Annotated in this window: 14 protein-coding genes; all 14 read right to left on the bottom strand. The window is 35.3% G+C overall.

The genetic code is table 11. The features are described from left to right. Nucleotides 1-164: 164 nt before the first annotated feature. Nucleotides 165-734 carry a hypothetical protein gene (locus I130_RS02640; RefSeq protein ID WP_051119591.1) on the bottom strand — a complete coding sequence of 190 codons (570 nt, stop codon included), beginning with the start codon at nucleotides 732-734 and terminating at the stop codon, nucleotides 165-167. A 217-nt stretch (nucleotides 735-951) separates the two neighbouring features. Continuing rightward, nucleotides 952-1,413: a heme-binding domain-containing protein gene (locus I130_RS02635; protein ID WP_034918866.1), complete on the bottom strand. Its 462-nt coding sequence runs from the start codon at nucleotides 1,411-1,413 to the stop codon at nucleotides 952-954. Between the two features lie 322 nt (nucleotides 1,414-1,735). Then, nucleotides 1,736-2,188 (bottom strand): heme-binding domain-containing protein, encoded by a 453-nt coding sequence (locus tag I130_RS02630; RefSeq protein WP_034918989.1) that lies wholly within the window; start codon nucleotides 2,186-2,188, stop codon nucleotides 1,736-1,738. 3 nt (nucleotides 2,189-2,191) lie between these two features. Beyond that, entirely contained in the window at nucleotides 2,192-2,809 is a 618-nt protein-coding gene (locus I130_RS02625) for a DUF3347 domain-containing protein (RefSeq protein ID WP_034918863.1), read from the bottom strand. 10 nt (nucleotides 2,810-2,819) lie between these two features. Then, a complete protein-coding gene (locus tag I130_RS02620; protein WP_034918859.1) occupies nucleotides 2,820-3,206 on the bottom strand; it encodes a DUF302 domain-containing protein in 387 nt (128 codons plus the stop codon). 27 nt (nucleotides 3,207-3,233) lie between these two features. Then, complete coding sequence (locus tag I130_RS02615) at nucleotides 3,234-5,831, bottom strand: multicopper oxidase domain-containing protein (protein ID WP_034918857.1); 2,598 nt, start codon at nucleotides 5,829-5,831, stop codon at nucleotides 3,234-3,236. Between the two features lie 108 nt (nucleotides 5,832-5,939). Then, nucleotides 5,940-6,431: a DUF305 domain-containing protein gene (locus tag I130_RS02610; RefSeq protein ID WP_034918853.1), complete on the bottom strand. Its 492-nt coding sequence runs from the start codon at nucleotides 6,429-6,431 to the stop codon at nucleotides 5,940-5,942. A gap of 33 nt (nucleotides 6,432-6,464) precedes the next feature. After that, the gene (locus tag I130_RS16165) at nucleotides 6,465-7,013 is read right to left on the bottom strand and encodes a DUF3347 domain-containing protein (protein WP_051119590.1); all 549 of its coding nucleotides are present in this window, start codon (nucleotides 7,011-7,013) and stop codon (nucleotides 6,465-6,467) included. A 27-nt stretch (nucleotides 7,014-7,040) separates the two neighbouring features. Further along, nucleotides 7,041-7,655: an AraC family transcriptional regulator gene (locus tag I130_RS02600; protein WP_051119589.1), complete on the bottom strand. Its 615-nt coding sequence runs from the start codon at nucleotides 7,653-7,655 to the stop codon at nucleotides 7,041-7,043. 53 nt (nucleotides 7,656-7,708) lie between these two features. After that, nucleotides 7,709-8,146: a hypothetical protein gene (locus I130_RS02595; protein WP_034918850.1), complete on the bottom strand. Its 438-nt coding sequence runs from the start codon at nucleotides 8,144-8,146 to the stop codon at nucleotides 7,709-7,711. A 46-nt stretch (nucleotides 8,147-8,192) separates the two neighbouring features. Beyond that, nucleotides 8,193-8,780: a DUF2911 domain-containing protein gene (locus I130_RS02590; RefSeq protein ID WP_034918848.1), complete on the bottom strand. Its 588-nt coding sequence runs from the start codon at nucleotides 8,778-8,780 to the stop codon at nucleotides 8,193-8,195. Nucleotides 8,781-8,918: 138 nt separating this feature from the next. Continuing rightward, nucleotides 8,919-10,667 (bottom strand): efflux RND transporter periplasmic adaptor subunit, encoded by a 1,749-nt coding sequence (locus I130_RS02585; protein ID WP_034918980.1) that lies wholly within the window; start codon nucleotides 10,665-10,667, stop codon nucleotides 8,919-8,921. Nucleotides 10,668-10,689: 22 nt separating this feature from the next. After that, nucleotides 10,690-11,952 (bottom strand): TolC family protein, encoded by a 1,263-nt coding sequence (locus tag I130_RS02580; protein ID WP_083932848.1) that lies wholly within the window; start codon nucleotides 11,950-11,952, stop codon nucleotides 10,690-10,692. A gap of 3 nt (nucleotides 11,953-11,955) precedes the next feature. Next, nucleotides 11,956-15,801, bottom strand: coding sequence for an efflux RND transporter permease subunit (locus tag I130_RS02575; protein WP_034918845.1), 3,846 nt, complete (start codon nucleotides 15,799-15,801; stop codon nucleotides 11,956-11,958). Nucleotides 15,802-15,826 lie beyond the last annotated feature (25 nt).

Raw genomic sequence — 15,826 nt, 5'->3', positions numbered from 1 at the left:
TTATAGAACAAGCAAGAAATTGGTAAAATGCCAATTATTTTTTATCAGAATTAATTAGTTATAATAAATGAAGTATTCTGGCAAAACATCCCAGAATACTTCATTTATAGTAATGCTCATAGTAACTTAAAATCAAGTTCGCTCTTTAGGAGTTTGACTTTTAATTACTGTTTTTTCTTTTTATCGGCTTTTTGTTGTTTTTCCATTTCAGCTTGATGGGCTTTCATTTTAGCTTGCATTTTCTCCATCATTTCTGGGTTTTCATGAAAGAAGTTGATCATTTTCTCCATCATCTTTTCAGCCATTTCTGGATTAGCCTTCATTTCAGCATGCATATTTTCCATCATTGCTTCTTTCATGGTTGGATCCTCCATCATTTTAGATTTCATTTTTTCCATCATCTTCTTTTGCATTTCAGGATCCTTCTCCATTTTTTCCTGCATCATTTTCTTCATTTTTTCCTGCATCTCTGGATTCGCTTTCATAACCTCCATCATTTTCCCATTTTCCATCATTTGCATATGGTCTTTCATTAACCAAGAATCTGCCTCCTTGCTAGCATGAGCTACGTTCAAAAATTCCATAAATTTAGCTTCATCATTTACTATTTCCTTGTAAACATCATTCCTAAAGTCATTTTCTACTAATGCCTCAGCTGCCGTTTGCGTAGTTCCACAGCTAATAGTAATTAAACTTAGAAGTGCTACCATTGATAATCGAAATACATTTTTCATATTATTATAATTTAATTAATAATTACAGAATTTTTAAGCCATTTCCTGTCACGAAATAAGTGCCAAATTTAAAATGCTGTTCTTTTTCTCGATGTTTCAATTCTCTTGTTAAATGACCCACCCGATTGACAATCTCTTTAAAACCTTGATTCCGTAACCTTCCTTTTCTAAGATTATGAGAATTTTAAAACTGGCTCAACCTGTATATTTAAATAGTTTAATTTATTTGATCAACGGCCTCCAATGTCCCTAACCAATCCATTAGCGTTTTCTTTTCCACATCAGATAAACCTGCATCTTGGTGCAACCAGACATATTCCTCTAAAGGCATCTTATCATTTTTCACCTCTTTTATAGCTTCTTCAAGTTTATGGACTTTTCTCTTTTGAGAGTAGTTACCAAAATCGCTAAAATTAAGTTCACTTTTACCTTCATCTACATGGTCTGCCAAATACCAATTTACTGGCTGAATCTTGTTGTACCAAGGATATTCAGTATTGTTGCTATGGCAATTATAACAAGAAGCCCGTAATATAGATTCAACTTCCTTTGGCGGATTATATGACGCAATAAAATCTGAAGCAGGAATTGTTTCAGACTGATTATATTTTTTAGGAAAAAATTGAATTACTATTAATGCTATTAGGGCAACTATGGCCAGAATTTTTAAAATTTTCATTTTTTATTAAATTAGATTAATTGATGGTCTTCAAACTTAATAATTTACCTATTAAAAACTGCGATAATTAAGCATTTTCACTCATCAATTTGAAATCTTAAATTAAAATATTGGCATTTACTTCATCTTTTATATTATCTATACTACTAAAATGTTCAAAACAATTTTGTGTAATTACTAGAAATACATTTTCGTATAATGCAATTAAAAAATGCATTCAATTAAATAAAAAGCCCTTAAATGAAAAGAAAATTTACAATTAACTAACTAATTAAACAATAAGCTATTTACTTCCCCTTAAGGACTTTAGTAATCCTGTATTCTAAATACTTTCAAGTACTTTATTCACCCATCCAAGTAACAATTCTTTTTCAGATTCCGAAATCTTCGCATCACTATGAATTAAAGTGTAAGGATCTAATGGCATTTCATCTTGTTCTACTTGCCTTAATAAAGATTTTAGTTTACTCTTTTTACGTCTATCTGAATAGTCTCCAAATTCACTAAAGTTGAATTCTTCTTTTCCGTGGCTTACGTGATCTTCTAGATACCAAGCTACAGGTTGGATCTTGTTATACCAAGGATAATTTGTATTGTTACTATGACAATCGTAACAAGAAGTTCGCAAAATACTGGCTACTTCTTTTGGCGGATTATAATTATTAATAAAATCGGTAACAGGTACAACATCACTTTGATTACGCGAAGTTGGAATAAATTGAATTCCGATGAGCGCAGTCAAAGCAATGGTGGCTATTACTTTTAAGATTTTGATCACTTAGATCTCTTTTTGCATAGTTCCACAAGTAAGCATTTTGCTTCCATAGAAAGGATTTTTAATCTCTTTGATTTCACTTAACCAAATAGCACCTTTCCCGTCATTATACATAGGGCAAAAATCTTGATACAAAGTTTTATTCGTTCCAGTAATTGCAATAAGATCTACCACGTCTTTACTTAAAATTTCAAAATGCTCTCTTTGGTGGTCCACTGGGCTATCTGCAATATGTTCTGCTTGCTCCTTAGCGTTTTCTATAATCTCCTTAAGTTCTTTTTGTTCTGCTTCTGAATAATTAGAAACCTCAAATGCTTCAAAAACACTTACTAGTTTTCCTCCTGAAGATGCAGCAGCTTCGGTATTATCTGCAACCAAGGCATTTTTTATTTCTAAATAGTTTGTAACAATAGCATCTGATGCCGATTTGTCTTGAGTCATTCCCTTATTTTCGGCTGAATTCATTGAGGAGTCATTCATATCCATATCATCATGTTCCATCTCCATATCGTCATGATCCATCCCATTATCATCCTCTTTCTTGGTATCTCGACATGAAGTTACTGTGAAAGTTAGGATTGTGATAAGCATTACGCTTAGTATTGATTTTATATTTTTCATCCTGTTTATTTTAAATATTATTGATAACCTTTTTTAATTTTTCTGAAATTTCATCAGCTATTTCCTTTAATTCTGAATTGTTAATGGCTTGCATCGAAGCTATAGGATTAACTGCTGCAATTTCAATGGAATTGTCATCGAGTTGCTGAACAATCACATTACATGGCAGCATAGTTCCTACCTTATCTTCTGCAGCTAATGCTTTATGAGCATAAGGCGCATTACATGCCCCCAAAATTCTGTAATTCTGAAAATCTACATCGAGCTTCTTTTTAAAAGTTGCCTTAAGATCTATATCGGTTAAAACACCGAATCCTTCTTTCTCTAATTCTTTGGAAACTTTATCTATTATATCTTCAAAATTTCCTTTTACTGTTTTATTAAAATAATAATTCATGTTCATGTTTTTTTATTTGTAATTAAATTAAAATCTTATTGATAGTCCTCCACCGGCACCAAACCTATTATCATAACTTCCCATTAAAGAGAAATTTCTAGATAAGAAATATTCCATCCCAGCGCTCCAAGTCACTTCTTTTTCAAAATTATCACCGGCAGGTAAATCATTTACCCAACCAAAATCTGCTTGATATTCATATACTCCAAAAATGGCCGTTCTTGGAAATATCATTATTTCTCTACTTAAACTTATTTGCGGACGTAGTTCACTATCAATTCTAACATCTAAATTAAATAGGTAAGGTGTTAAATATCTAATTCCGGCTATTGCAGTTGTATTTAGCTCCTCTAGACTATCTTCCATTTCATTTTCTATATTCACCCCACCAAAAACCCGTAAATAGTCAAATAAGTAACGCTCATAACTTACTTCAGCTTCCAAATTTTTATTCCAACCATATTCTGCGGTTACATTAAATTGATTTCGAATATTAGAAGTTACCAAATTTAATTCTGTCATATGAGAAGCGGCATCTACTATTCCCCATGAATACCACATATCTGTTTCGTCCACTAATTTTGAAACAGGATGCTCTTTTAAACGCTCATCTCTAGGGGTATCATAGCTAATTACTCTTGCCATACCTCCCATCATGTGATATAGGATATGACAATGAAAGAACCAATCTCCATATTCATCTCCATAAAATTCTATAGTGATCTCCTTCATTGGAGGCACATTTACCGTATGTTTTAGTGGTGAGTATTCTCCGTTTTCATTAATTACTCTAAAGAAATGCCCATGCAAGTGCATTGGATGATGCATCATAGTCAAGTTGTTCAAAGTAATTCTAGTAACCTCTCCACCTTTAATTTTAATCTTATCGGTTTCTGAAAGTGGCACTCCATTCATACTCCAGATATATCTGTTCATGTTCCCTGTAAGATTTAATAGGATCTCATTTACAGGAAAATCTTTATCGTACGTGGTTTTTTCAGGTGATTTCAAATAATCATAATTATATTCTGAAAACATCTCCATTCCTTGCATACCGCCCTTTTTCCTATCGTTACTCATATCCATTTTTGATGAATCTTCCATATCCATTTTGGAATGGTCCATCATCATGGTATCCTTCTTCATTTCCATCTTAGAATGATCCATCATCATGGTATCCTTCTTCATCTCCATATTAGTGTGATCCATTTTGGAGTGGTCCATCAACATGGTACCTTTCTTCATTTCCATTTTAGAGTGATCCATATTCATAGTATCTTTCCTCATCATGGTATGATCCATATCATCCATGGGCTTAGAAATACTTGGCAGTTCTACATGTTTTGTATTATGCTGAACGGTGTCTTTCGGTTTTTTATGTTGAAGAGCTGGTTTCACATCGTTCATTTTGTTCATAAACTCTTTAGAATGATTCATGCCATCCATCTGCATACCGTCCATTTGCATACCGTCCATCTGCATGCCGTATTTCTCTTTCATCTCATATCGCTCATCTTTCCCAGGATTAGCCTTTAATGCAGGAGCGCCCATTTTCATTTTCATCTTTGCCATTTTTTGCATCATCGCAATTTTATCTGGCCTAGGAACATCTAATGCTTCTAAAATTTTCCCGGATCCTAAAAAGGATGAAGCTGTTCCAGATCCATCTTGTGCTGTAATTCTGAATTCAATTTTCCCATCTTGAGGGATCTCCACTATAAAATCGTAAGTTTCTGCGACCCCAATAAAAGTTTTATTTTTCTTAACTGGAACTACATCTAATCCATCTGCAGAGATTAAAGTTGGGGTTTCACCACCAAATGTCATCCAAAAAGAAGTAGAGGCAGAACCATCTATAATTCTTAATCGTACTTTTTCCCCCGCTTTAAATTCAGGATACTCGACTTTCTCTTCCCCATTAATTAAAAAAGCTGGGTAATACACATCAGCGATATCTGCTCCTTCCATTCTTTGTCTCCAAAAATCAACTTGGGCACCTAAGGCACCACGAGCAATTACTTGGTTTAAAGGCGTAGAAGTTCCCTTTTTCATGCTATACCACTCATTCCCTCTTTTAAGATTTCTAAGAACATTCTTAGGCTTCTCATTGGTCCAGTCTGAAAGCATTAATACTAACTCTTTATCATAATCCAATGTTTTTTCCTTAGGTTGAATTACAATTGATCCAAATACACCACTTTGTTCTTGTAACATTGTATGAGAATGATACCAATAGGTACCAGATTGGTTTATAGGAAATTCATATTTAAAAGTATGTCCAGGTTCTATAGGCGGGGTTGTTAAATAGGGCACTCCATCAAAGAAATTAGGCAAGATCATTCCATGCCAGTGAATAGAAGTCTCTACACTCATATCATTTTTTACGTAAATAACAGCATATTCTCCTTCTTTAAAATTGAGAATAGGTCCTGGAATGCCTCCATTAACCGTCATCCCCATTACATCTTTACCTGCCTTATTCACCATTTCCTCTTTAAGGGTCAAAGTGTACTCGTGCTCTGGCAAATTATCAGGATTCCCTTCTCTAGCTTCTGGATTTTGAGAAAAACCCAGCACGCCTACAAAAAGCAGAACTATAAAATTTAAATAATATTTCTTTTTCATAATTTCTTTATTCAATCAATAGCTGAGATCAAATTGACCTCATTATTTTTCTATGGTATTCTGTGAGTTAAAAAAATGCCCAAATTATAGATTTGGGCATTTTCCTTATTATTTCTCAGCATTTTCTAATCTATATAGCATCTTTTTCATTTGAGCTATTTCCCTAGCTTGAGCTTCAATAATTTCCTCAGCTAGTTTTTTAACCTCTGGGTCTTGTATATCTGCCCGCTCACTTACTAAAATGGCAATGGAGTGATGGGGAATCATGGCTTTCATCCAAAGCACATCCCCAATAATTGGGGCCTGTGCTCTTACAAGTCCTAACGCACTAACAAATAGTAAAAAGCTTCCGACAAAAATTGCCATGTTCTTTTTCTTGTTTTTATACATATTTAGCATGAGAGATAACATAATTACAGCCATGGCAGCAATACCCATACTACTCATATAAAATCTTGTAAGACTAAAATAGACATGGTCCCACTCATAGGTGTTCAAGTACATTGTGATATACATGGCAACAAATGATAAACCAAGCATCAAGAAAAACTTTCCGTAATTTCCACTCATTTCCTTATGATTTTTTTCTTCTGAATTCATTTTTTCTGATTTTATAGTTAGTACAAGATGATTTTATTTTTTGATGGTTTTGCTAATTGACCCACAATTAGGCATTTTAGATCCAAAATAAGGGTTAGAGATCCCTTCTACATCTGCATACCAATATGCTCCCTTATTATTAAAAGCCATTGGGCAGAACTTTTTATAAATAGTTCCCCCAGATAAAGCATCTTCAAACATAGGTCCTGCCTTATCAGTAAATTGAGCGAATAATGCGCGCTGCTTTTCAATATCATCTGTAACTGCCATTTCCTTTGCTAAAGATTTCATTTCTGCACGTTCCTCTGAAAAGGCTTCAGCCATTTCACCTGCAACATCTTTAACAGTACCAGCATCAGCATTGGTAAGTGCCATTTTAATTTCCAGATAGTTATGCCAAACTTTTCCTGTCATTCCATCAATAAAATCTTGATCAGCCACATCTGCTGTCTTTTTTTCCGATTTTTTTATTTCTTTCGGAGTATTAATTTCCACAGTCTGCTTTTTCACATCTTCACCACAAGATGTAAAACCAATAGCGATTAAAGAGACCATACTGAGACTTAAAATTTTGGTTTTCATTTGATTAGTTTTTGGTTGACTGCAAAATTATAGTATAGCTAGGACTCTTGTTGTTAACATTTTAGGAATATTTTTTACAATTTGGTCTAAAGAATTCCTAAAATCTTCATTTAAACCCTTGTATTCCGTTAAACTCATACCTGTTTCACTTTTAAATTGACGGGATAAATAATTCATATTATTATAATCCAACAACTGACTTATCTCTGTAAAGTTATGTTCCTGAGATTGGATTAATTCCTTTACTTTCTCAATCTTTAACTTTATAAAATACTTCTCAATGGTAATCTTTTCAGTAATCGAAAAAATCTTGCTAATTTTAGAGTAGTCAGAATTCAATTTTGCTGAAAGCAAGTCTGAGAGTTTTCCTCCAATATTAAGTGGTACCTTATTTAATAGTGTGATCAATTCAATTTTAACCGCTTCAGAAATTACTGCATCGGGACTGCCTATTAGTGAAAACCCATTTGCATCCAAAACCTTGTTCAATTTCTGCTTATCTAAAACCTCATCTTCCGATTCTATTATTACCCTTCCTAAAAAAACCTCCAAAACATGCATGCCTTCAGCAGTCAATTCATTTCTTACCACCTTGATGCATCGATCGCAAACCATATTTTTGATGAAGAATTCTTTAGTCATGATAATTTGAAATTAAATTATTGAAATTGAACTAGCAGTTTATTACTGCATTCTTACAGTTGATTTTTATACTTCTTATAAGAATCCTCAGATTCAAAATAAGCAACTGCTCCATCCTCATTAGAAAGAATTATATAAGCTTGAGATTTATCTATCATTTTACCACTCAATGGGTCTTGCCCCATTCTGGCATTTTCATCATTATTCAATTTACCTACGCACATATCGCAACAACCATAATAAGTTTTCCCACCTACTGGAACCTGGATTTGTGGGGTTCCCATATAGGCGTTATTTACCATACAAACCAATTCGTTAGGAATATGATCCCCTAACTGATAATTTGAGGCTAAAATCTCTTTTTTCTCCTGTGTTGCAGGAGCTTCTTCAAGTGTCATTTGATCCTTATTTTCTTCTTGCGAATTTTTACATCCCACAAAGGCAATGCTTAAAACAAGTACTAGGCTTATCTTTTTAATTATATTTTTCATGATCTATTTTTATTAAAATGTTTTTACTCTTAAATTTTATGTTGATTTATTTTTTAGATACCAGAACCTCGAACGGAATCTCAATTTTAGAATTTTCCCAAGCTAAAGAGATCACACCTTTGTTGTTCTTATTATCATTAACCTTATAGGTAAGTACTTCTTGAGTAATATCTAGCGTCTTTACAACTACACTTGTAACTAAAACATCCTCTGCTTCACTATATTCATCCTTACCATGCTGATCCCATTTAGAATTGAACATTACTTTCCACTCTTTTTTTCCGGGAACTAAGAAAAATCCATATTTCCCGGCAGGTAAAGTTTTACCGCCTATCTTCAAATTTTTGTTGGTTTCTATCCAAGTTGCTTTATGAGCTCCAGCTTGCCAAACTGTATTATAGCCAACCAAACCTCCAAAAACCATCCTATTTCTGACACTTGGAGAAGAATAATCTATGTGCACATGTGCGTCTCCTACCATAGCCATTGCACTGGTGTGCGGACTCAATACTTTTTTAGGTGTGGTGGAATCTTGTTTAGTTTCAGCATTTATATTATGATTTGCATGCTCATTTTGTGAAAACGCAGCTAAACTAATTATGGCTATAAAGCTTGTTAAAATTGTTTTTTTCATGATTCTATTTTTAAAAGTTTAATACTTGTTTTAGGGCTAAGAATATTAAGGTGAATGAAACTATTCCATAAATCAATCTGACACTCCATTTTTTAAATTTCGATTTTGGTTTCGGATCATCTACTTGACAGCATTTTTTCATTTAATTGTAGATTTTAATTCCCCGCAGGTTAACATAGCACTCCCGTAAAAAGGGTTCTTTATTTCTGAAGAAGCACTCAACCAATCGGATCCCTTATTGCTATCTACCATAGGACAGTGCAACACATAAAGCTCTTTACTCGTTAATTGAAACGTTTTAACCATACCAATCATAGTTTCAGAAAACTCATCAAAATTGTTTCTCATCTCTTTAATATCCTTAGCAGTTGCCATTGTATTTGTAGAGGCTAGCAATTCTTTCTGAAAACTTTCCCAGATCTTCCCTGCCTCATTATTAAATTGAGATTTGTTAATGTTATTTATCTGATCATTAACTTTGGAATTCAACTTTTTTGCTGAAGAATAATCGTCTTCTACAAGTGCGTCTTTAATCTTTAGGTAATTAGTCAAAATACCCTCAAATTCCTGTTTTTCATTTTCTGAAATAGCAACTTTCACAAAAGAATCTGATGTTTTTGTTGTTGATTCCGATTTAGGACTCATCATACTTGGTCTCCCTGAAAGCTGAACAGCAGCATCTACTGTAAAAGTACCGTTAGTAACAATTTCCTCCCCAGAGGTTAGTCCTTCCTTAACTATATAAGAATCCCCTAAACCCGGGCCTAAAACTATTTCCCTTAATTTAAAACTTGATCTTCCATTTACAATTTCTTTCATATAAACCACAGATCTGGTTCCTGTCCATAACACTGCCGACTTCGGAATTACAATTTCCTGAGTGTCCGTTTTAGAACCTTCATTTTTCACTATTCCCGAAACAAACATTTCTGGTTTTAATCTTCCGTCCTTATTATTTACCTCTATTCTTGCCGATGCAACTCTGGTTTGGGAGTTAATAATAGGATCCACAAAACTTATAGTTCCTTCGAAGGTTTCTCCTGGTATAGAATTCACAGTATACTTAACCTTACTCCCTTCCTTAACCCACGCCAATTCACTTTCATAAAGATCAAAAAGCACCCAAACTTTAGAAAGATCAGAGATTTCGTAAAGTGGCATTCCGCGTTCTACATAGTCTCCCAATTCCACTATTTTTTCAGTAACAATACCGTTTACATCTGCTCCAATTGGAAATCGCTGGATAGCTTTACCATTTGCCAGGATACGGTCGATCTGGGAATTCCCTATTTTCCAATTTCTTAATTTCTCTTTTGCTGCTTCAAATAATTCCGGCTGACTAGCTTTAATGCTTGCTGCCTGTAATAATTCCTCTTGAGCATTAACCAATTCCGGAGAATACACCATAGCCAAGGTTTGTCCCCTGCTTACTTTTTCACCCGTGAAATTAATTGAGAGCTGCTCTATTCTCCCGGGAATATGGGTAGATTGGGAATAGGAATTTCTTTCGTCTACTTGAACTTTTCCATTCAGTCTTAATTCTTTTGATGCACTTCCCGTTCCCACTATTTCTGAAGTAATGTTTGCTAACTTAATAGCATTTTCACTCATCTGGTAGCTATCGGGATCGCCTCCGGCGTCTTCCGTTTTTAAGGGAATTAGGTCCATTCCGCATATTGGACATGCTCCCGGTTCCGATTGTCTTATCTGTGGGTGCATAGAACAAGTCCAAATTTCCGCTACAGAATCTCCTTCATGATCATGTCCTTCAGCAGATTCCATAGCCACATTTTCCGATGCTGCACTGGAAGGTTTTAGTAACCAACCTAAGCCAGCTCCTACTATTAGAGTGGCGATTACAATTATAATTATCTTTTTATTTTCCATGATTTTATATTTATGGATGCTATTATTTGTAATATTTATTTTGAGTTTCAAAAAGCAAATATTTTAATTTTGCATTTGCAATAAATCCGTCTTTTATAGCCTCTATCTTTTGAGTTTGCAACATTAAAATATCCTGATTAATTCGCAGCACCTCTTCAAAATCCCCGGTAGCATTGCTAAATGAGGAAACATAAAGTTTATTTGCTTGGGAAGAACTTTGTAGCTGCTTGTTATATAACTCTATAAGACGTTTAGATTTTTTCAATTCATATAAGGTCATTTCTAAAGTAGAGACCAGTTCGTTCTTAACGTCCTGTATTTCATTCTCCATACTTACAGCCATGAATTTAGCCTCTTCTTTAGCTGCTTTATATTTTTTTCTGAAAATTGGCAAGCTCACTGAAACCATTGGCATAAAGGCATCCATCCCATTTCCTTCAGGGTTAGAATCTGTTCTCTTTGAAATAATAGAATAATCTACTCCCAAGCCAATGTTAGGTAAGCCCTCCTTTTCAGCCACAATCTCTTGTGCTATATATGATTCTTTCTGCTTTTTTAGTCCCGTTATCATAGGATGATTTTGAAGTTGCTCTTCATAATTACCCTCTTCCAAAACGGTTGAAACATTCAAAGTGTCTTTTATTATAACTGCTGAAGTTGCTTCACGGTTGAGCAATAAATTAAATCTAACTTCTAAGGGTTTTTTTTGATCTTTTAGTAGCTCAATCTCTGTAGAAGATCCATCTCTGTCTATATCTACTTTTATAACATTCACCATGGCGCCCCCGCCACTTTTGAATCTGCTTAAAGCTAATTCTCTATAAGAATCCAGAATGCCTAAATTTTCCTCTTTGATCTTGATCACTTCAGACAAATTATATAGCTCGGCATAGGCAGATTTAACTTCAAAAATTAATTCGTTTTGAGAATTTAAATAAGATTGAAATTTAGCCTCTGCCATTAAATTTGCAGCATTTTCACGTGCTTTTAAAGTTCCAAACCAAGGGAACATTTGCATGATATTAAACCTAGCTTCTTGCGCCCCCACTCTGGTCTCTACCATTCTCCCTAACCCACTCATTGTTAGAGTAGGATCTGGCAGGCTGGAAACCTGTGGCGATTTTCTCATCGCCGCTTCAAACTGGGCATATTCCGATTTTAATTTCGGGTTGTTATTTACCGCAATTTCCAAGTATTCTTCCAGCGATTCCTGGGCTTTCATATTCTGAATTCCCAATATCATGAGCACAGAAAAACAAAGGGTATATATTTTTATATTTTTCATGTTCTATAATTCTTTAGCCTCAAGTAATGATTCTTTAGGCGGATTCTTCTTTACTACTGATTCTCTCCAATAGGCTTGTAATACCGGCACTACAAAAATGGTCATGATCTGAATGATCATACCTCCAACAATCGGAATTGCCATAGGCACCATAATATCGGAACCTTTACCGGTAGAAGTTAATACCGGAAATAATGCAATAATCGTTACCGCAGTTGTCATCATTGCAGGACGAACTCTCTTAAGTCCAGCTTCCATCACCGCAGCTCTCACCGCTTTTACTGTTTGAGGATTTCTTTTTTCAAAAACCTGATGAATATAAGTTCCCATAAGAACTCCATCATCTGTAGCAATACCGAATAAGGCAATAAAACCTACCCATACAGCAACACTCAAATTGATATCATGCATTTGGAACAGGTCTCTCATATTCATTCCTGAAACCGAGAAGTCCATAAACCATCCTTGCCCATATAACCAGATCATTATAAACCCACCTGCAAAGGCTACAAATACTCCTGAAAAGTGGATTGTAGAGGCAATTATGGTCTTGAATTGAAAATACAATAACAAGAAAATTATTACCAAACTTATTGGAATTACAATAGCTAAACGTTTTACCGCTCGTACCTGATTTTCATAATTCCCAGAAAACTTATAACTAATCCCCGATGGAACTATCAAAGCTCCAGAATCTATTTTCTCCTTGATGAATTTGTTAGCATCATCTACCACGTTTACCTCAGCATATCCATCTCTTTTATCAAAAAGAACATATCCCACCAAGAAGGTGTCTTCACTCTTTATCATTTGAGGTCCTCGGGTGTATGTAAGATCGGCTAATTCCCCTAACGGAATTTGAGCCCCGGATTTTGTAGGCACTAATATTTTTTTAATACTCTCTGGATCGTCCCTTAATTCTCTTGGATAACGCACTCTTACATCATAGCGCTCTCTACCTTCTACTGTGGTGGTAATTTCCATCCCCCCAATCGCAGTTTCCAAAGTTTGCTGAACCTCTTCTATAGTTAAGCCATATCTCCCAATTGCAATTCTGTCTATATCTATTTCTAAATATGGTTTACCAACTGTTCTATCAGCAAAAACTGCTTCGGCTTTAACAGATGGAACTTGCTTTAAAAGATCTTCCAGCTCCAATCCGAATTCTTGAATTGTTTGAAGGTCTGGCCCATAAACTTTAATTCCCATAGGTGCACGCATCCCAGTTTGCAGCATCACCAATCGGGTTTCTATAGGCTGAAGTTTAGGGGCAGAAGTAACTCCCGGAATATTAGTTCGATTTACGATCTCATTCCAAATATCATCCGGACTTTTTATATGAGATCTCCAGTTTCTATAATAGTCACCATCCTCATCTTCTATTAAATCCTCAATCGATACACGTTGCTCCAGTGCTTGTTCATTAGTTAATGAATCTCCCGATTTTAGAATATACCTTCGATCATCATCTACTCTAAAAGCTATAGGATCTCCATCTCCATCCAAAGCATATTCAGACTTGTAATTTATGATGTTCTCGTACATGGAAATAGGGGCAGGGTCTAAAGCGCTTTCTATCCTTCCTAATTTTCCAACCACAACTTCAACTTCCGGGATATCTGTAATCGCTATATCCAGTTGTTGTAAGGTTTTTTTGGAGGCCTCAACTCCAGCGTGAGGCATAGAAGTAGGCATTAGTAAAAAGCTTCCTTCGTTCAAAGATGGCATGAATTCTTTTCCTACTCCCGGAAATGTATGCGCCATACCGCTCCATCCAGAAGTTGATCTTATATTCCAGCCTATTTTATTAAACCCATCGCCTACTGGTGCGAAAATTTTAGGAAAGCCTAACCAAATTAATACTCCAAAGAAGATTGTAATTAATGGAAGGAGTAAAAAAGTTCCTTTATGCAACAAACACCAATTTAAAATAGGCTTATAAAATTTAACTATTCCCATGAGGATCACAAGGGTAACCGCTAAGAGTACAATTACAAAAATATAATTGGAAAAAAGTGAGCTTTGGTGACCCAGAGGCACCCATTCTTCTGTAAGAAAGAATAAGGTAACACCAAGAATAACGATGATCGTAATTAGAGAGGAATGTTTCCCTAAGAACTCCGGATTTTTGTGCTCTAATAATTTTATTACACCAATTAAAACAAGAGCTAATGGAAGCCAAAAACTAAAGTAGATGGCTAAAAATAATCCCGCTACAATTAGCACAATATTCCAAATCCTTGCTACACGTTCTTTTTGGATTCGAATATTAAACGCGAAATAAGAAAGCATCGGCAAAATTAACATCCCGATTAAAAAGGCAGCCCCTAAGGCAAAAGTCTTTGTAAAAGCTAAGGGTCTAAATAATTTTCCCTCGGCATGTTCCATAAAGAATACTGGAAGAAAACTTACGATCGTTGTAGCCAAAGCTGTTGTTACTGCTGGAGCAACCTCCATAGTAGCATTATATATTATACTCAATAATTTTTCGTCCTTCGCCCCTTCATTCTTTTTCATTTCCAGATGCCTGATAATATTTTCTACAAATACAATCCCGACATCTACCATGACCCCTATAGCAATTGCGATTCCAGATAATGCAACCACATTGGCATCTACACCAAAATATCGCATTGCAATAAAGGTTACAAGTACCGCCACCGGCAATAAACTTGAAATAAGTAAAGAAGCTCTAAGGTTAAGAACAAGTACAATAATTACGATTATACTTATTAAAATTTCATGGGAAAGCGCACTCTCTAAAGTCCCGATAGTTTCACCAATTAATTGGGTTCTATCATAAAATGGAACAATTGTAAGCTTACTTACAGTTCCATCTGCCAGTGTCTTTTGTGGTAAGCCAGCAGAGATCTCCTTAATTTTCTCCTTGGTGTTCTTAATAACCTGAAGCGGATTTGAGCCATATCTAGCTACTACCACCCCCCCAACTACTTCGGCTCCTCCTTTATCGAGTATCCCACGACGTTCTGCGGGCCCTAAGTGTACTACCCCAAGATCTTTTATTAGAACTGGCTTATTATCTGTAGCCATTACAACAGAATTCTCGATATCTTCTACAGATTCGATATATCCAAGTCCGCGAACCAGATATTCCACCTTGTTTATCTCTAAGGTTTTGGCGCCAATATCCCTGTTGGAATTTTTGACAGCCATCATCACCTGATCTATCCCTATGTTATAGGCCTTTAAGGCATCAGGATTTACATCTATTTGATATTCCTGTACAAAACCACCTACCGAAGCGACTTCAGAAACACCAGATGTTCCACTTAATCCTAACTTCACATAATAATCCTGAATGGATCTTAATTCATTTAGATCCCATCCACCAGTAACATTACCTTGTGGGTCACGACCTTCCAATGTATACCAATAGACTTGTCCTAACCCGGTGGCATCTGGACCCAATGTTGGCTGTACACCATCCGGTAAAAGGTCCGCTGGTAGGGAATTCAATTTTTCCAGAACCCGGGTTCTAGACCAGTAAAATTCTACATCCTCTTCAAAAATCACATACACTATAGAAAAACCAAACATGGAGGTACTTCTAATAGACTTTACTCCAGAAATACCTAGCAAAGTGGTAGTCATAGGATACGTGATCTGATCTTCGATATCTTGCGGGGAGCGGCCTGGCCAATCTGTAAAAACGATTTGCTGGTTCTCACCAATATCTGGAATCGCATCTACCGGGACAGAATCTTTAGGTAAAAATCCTGTATCCCAATCAAAGGGAGCAGTTACTAATCCCCAACCGACAAAAAACACAAGTAACATTATGGTTACCAGTCGATTATACAGGAAATATTTTATGAGTTTGTTAAACATGAATTCTATTTAAATAAATTTCAAA

This window comes from Gillisia sp. CAL575 (genome assembly GCF_000403785.1).
Taxonomy (GTDB): domain Bacteria; phylum Bacteroidota; class Bacteroidia; order Flavobacteriales; family Flavobacteriaceae; genus Gillisia.
The sequence above is the reverse complement of the archived record's forward strand: the minus strand, read 5'-3'. Positions and strand labels throughout refer to the sequence as shown.

Bases quoted from the DNA above. Each gene is read 5' to 3' on its own strand.
- I130_RS02640 (WP_051119591.1), bottom strand. From the start codon at position 734: ATGAAAAATGTATTTCGATTATCAATGGTAGCACTTCTAAGTTTAATT.
- I130_RS02635 (WP_034918866.1), bottom strand. From the start codon at position 1,413: ATGAAAATTTTAAAAATTCTGGCCATAGTTGCCCTAATAGCATTAATA.
- I130_RS02625 (WP_034918863.1), bottom strand. From the start codon at position 2,809: ATGAAAAATATAAAATCAATACTAAGCGTAATGCTTATCACAATCCTA.
- I130_RS02620 (WP_034918859.1), bottom strand. From the start codon at position 3,206: ATGAATTATTATTTTAATAAAACAGTAAAAGGAAATTTTGAAGATATA.
- I130_RS02615 (WP_034918857.1), bottom strand. From the start codon at position 5,831: ATGAAAAAGAAATATTATTTAAATTTTATAGTTCTGCTTTTTGTAGGC.
- I130_RS02610 (WP_034918853.1), bottom strand. From the start codon at position 6,431: ATGAATTCAGAAGAAAAAAATCATAAGGAAATGAGTGGAAATTACGGA.
- I130_RS16165 (WP_051119590.1), bottom strand. From the start codon at position 7,013: ATGAAAACCAAAATTTTAAGTCTCAGTATGGTCTCTTTAATCGCTATT.
- I130_RS02600 (WP_051119589.1), bottom strand. From the start codon at position 7,655: ATGACTAAAGAATTCTTCATCAAAAATATGGTTTGCGATCGATGCATC.
- I130_RS02595 (WP_034918850.1), bottom strand. From the start codon at position 8,146: ATGAAAAATATAATTAAAAAGATAAGCCTAGTACTTGTTTTAAGCATT.
- I130_RS02590 (WP_034918848.1), bottom strand. From the start codon at position 8,780: ATGAAAAAAACAATTTTAACAAGCTTTATAGCCATAATTAGTTTAGCT.
- I130_RS02585 (WP_034918980.1), bottom strand. From the start codon at position 10,667: ATGGAAAATAAAAAGATAATTATAATTGTAATCGCCACTCTAATAGTA.
- I130_RS02580 (WP_083932848.1), bottom strand. From the start codon at position 11,952: ATGAAAAATATAAAAATATATACCCTTTGTTTTTCTGTGCTCATGATA.
- I130_RS02575 (WP_034918845.1), bottom strand. From the start codon at position 15,801: ATGTTTAACAAACTCATAAAATATTTCCTGTATAATCGACTGGTAACC.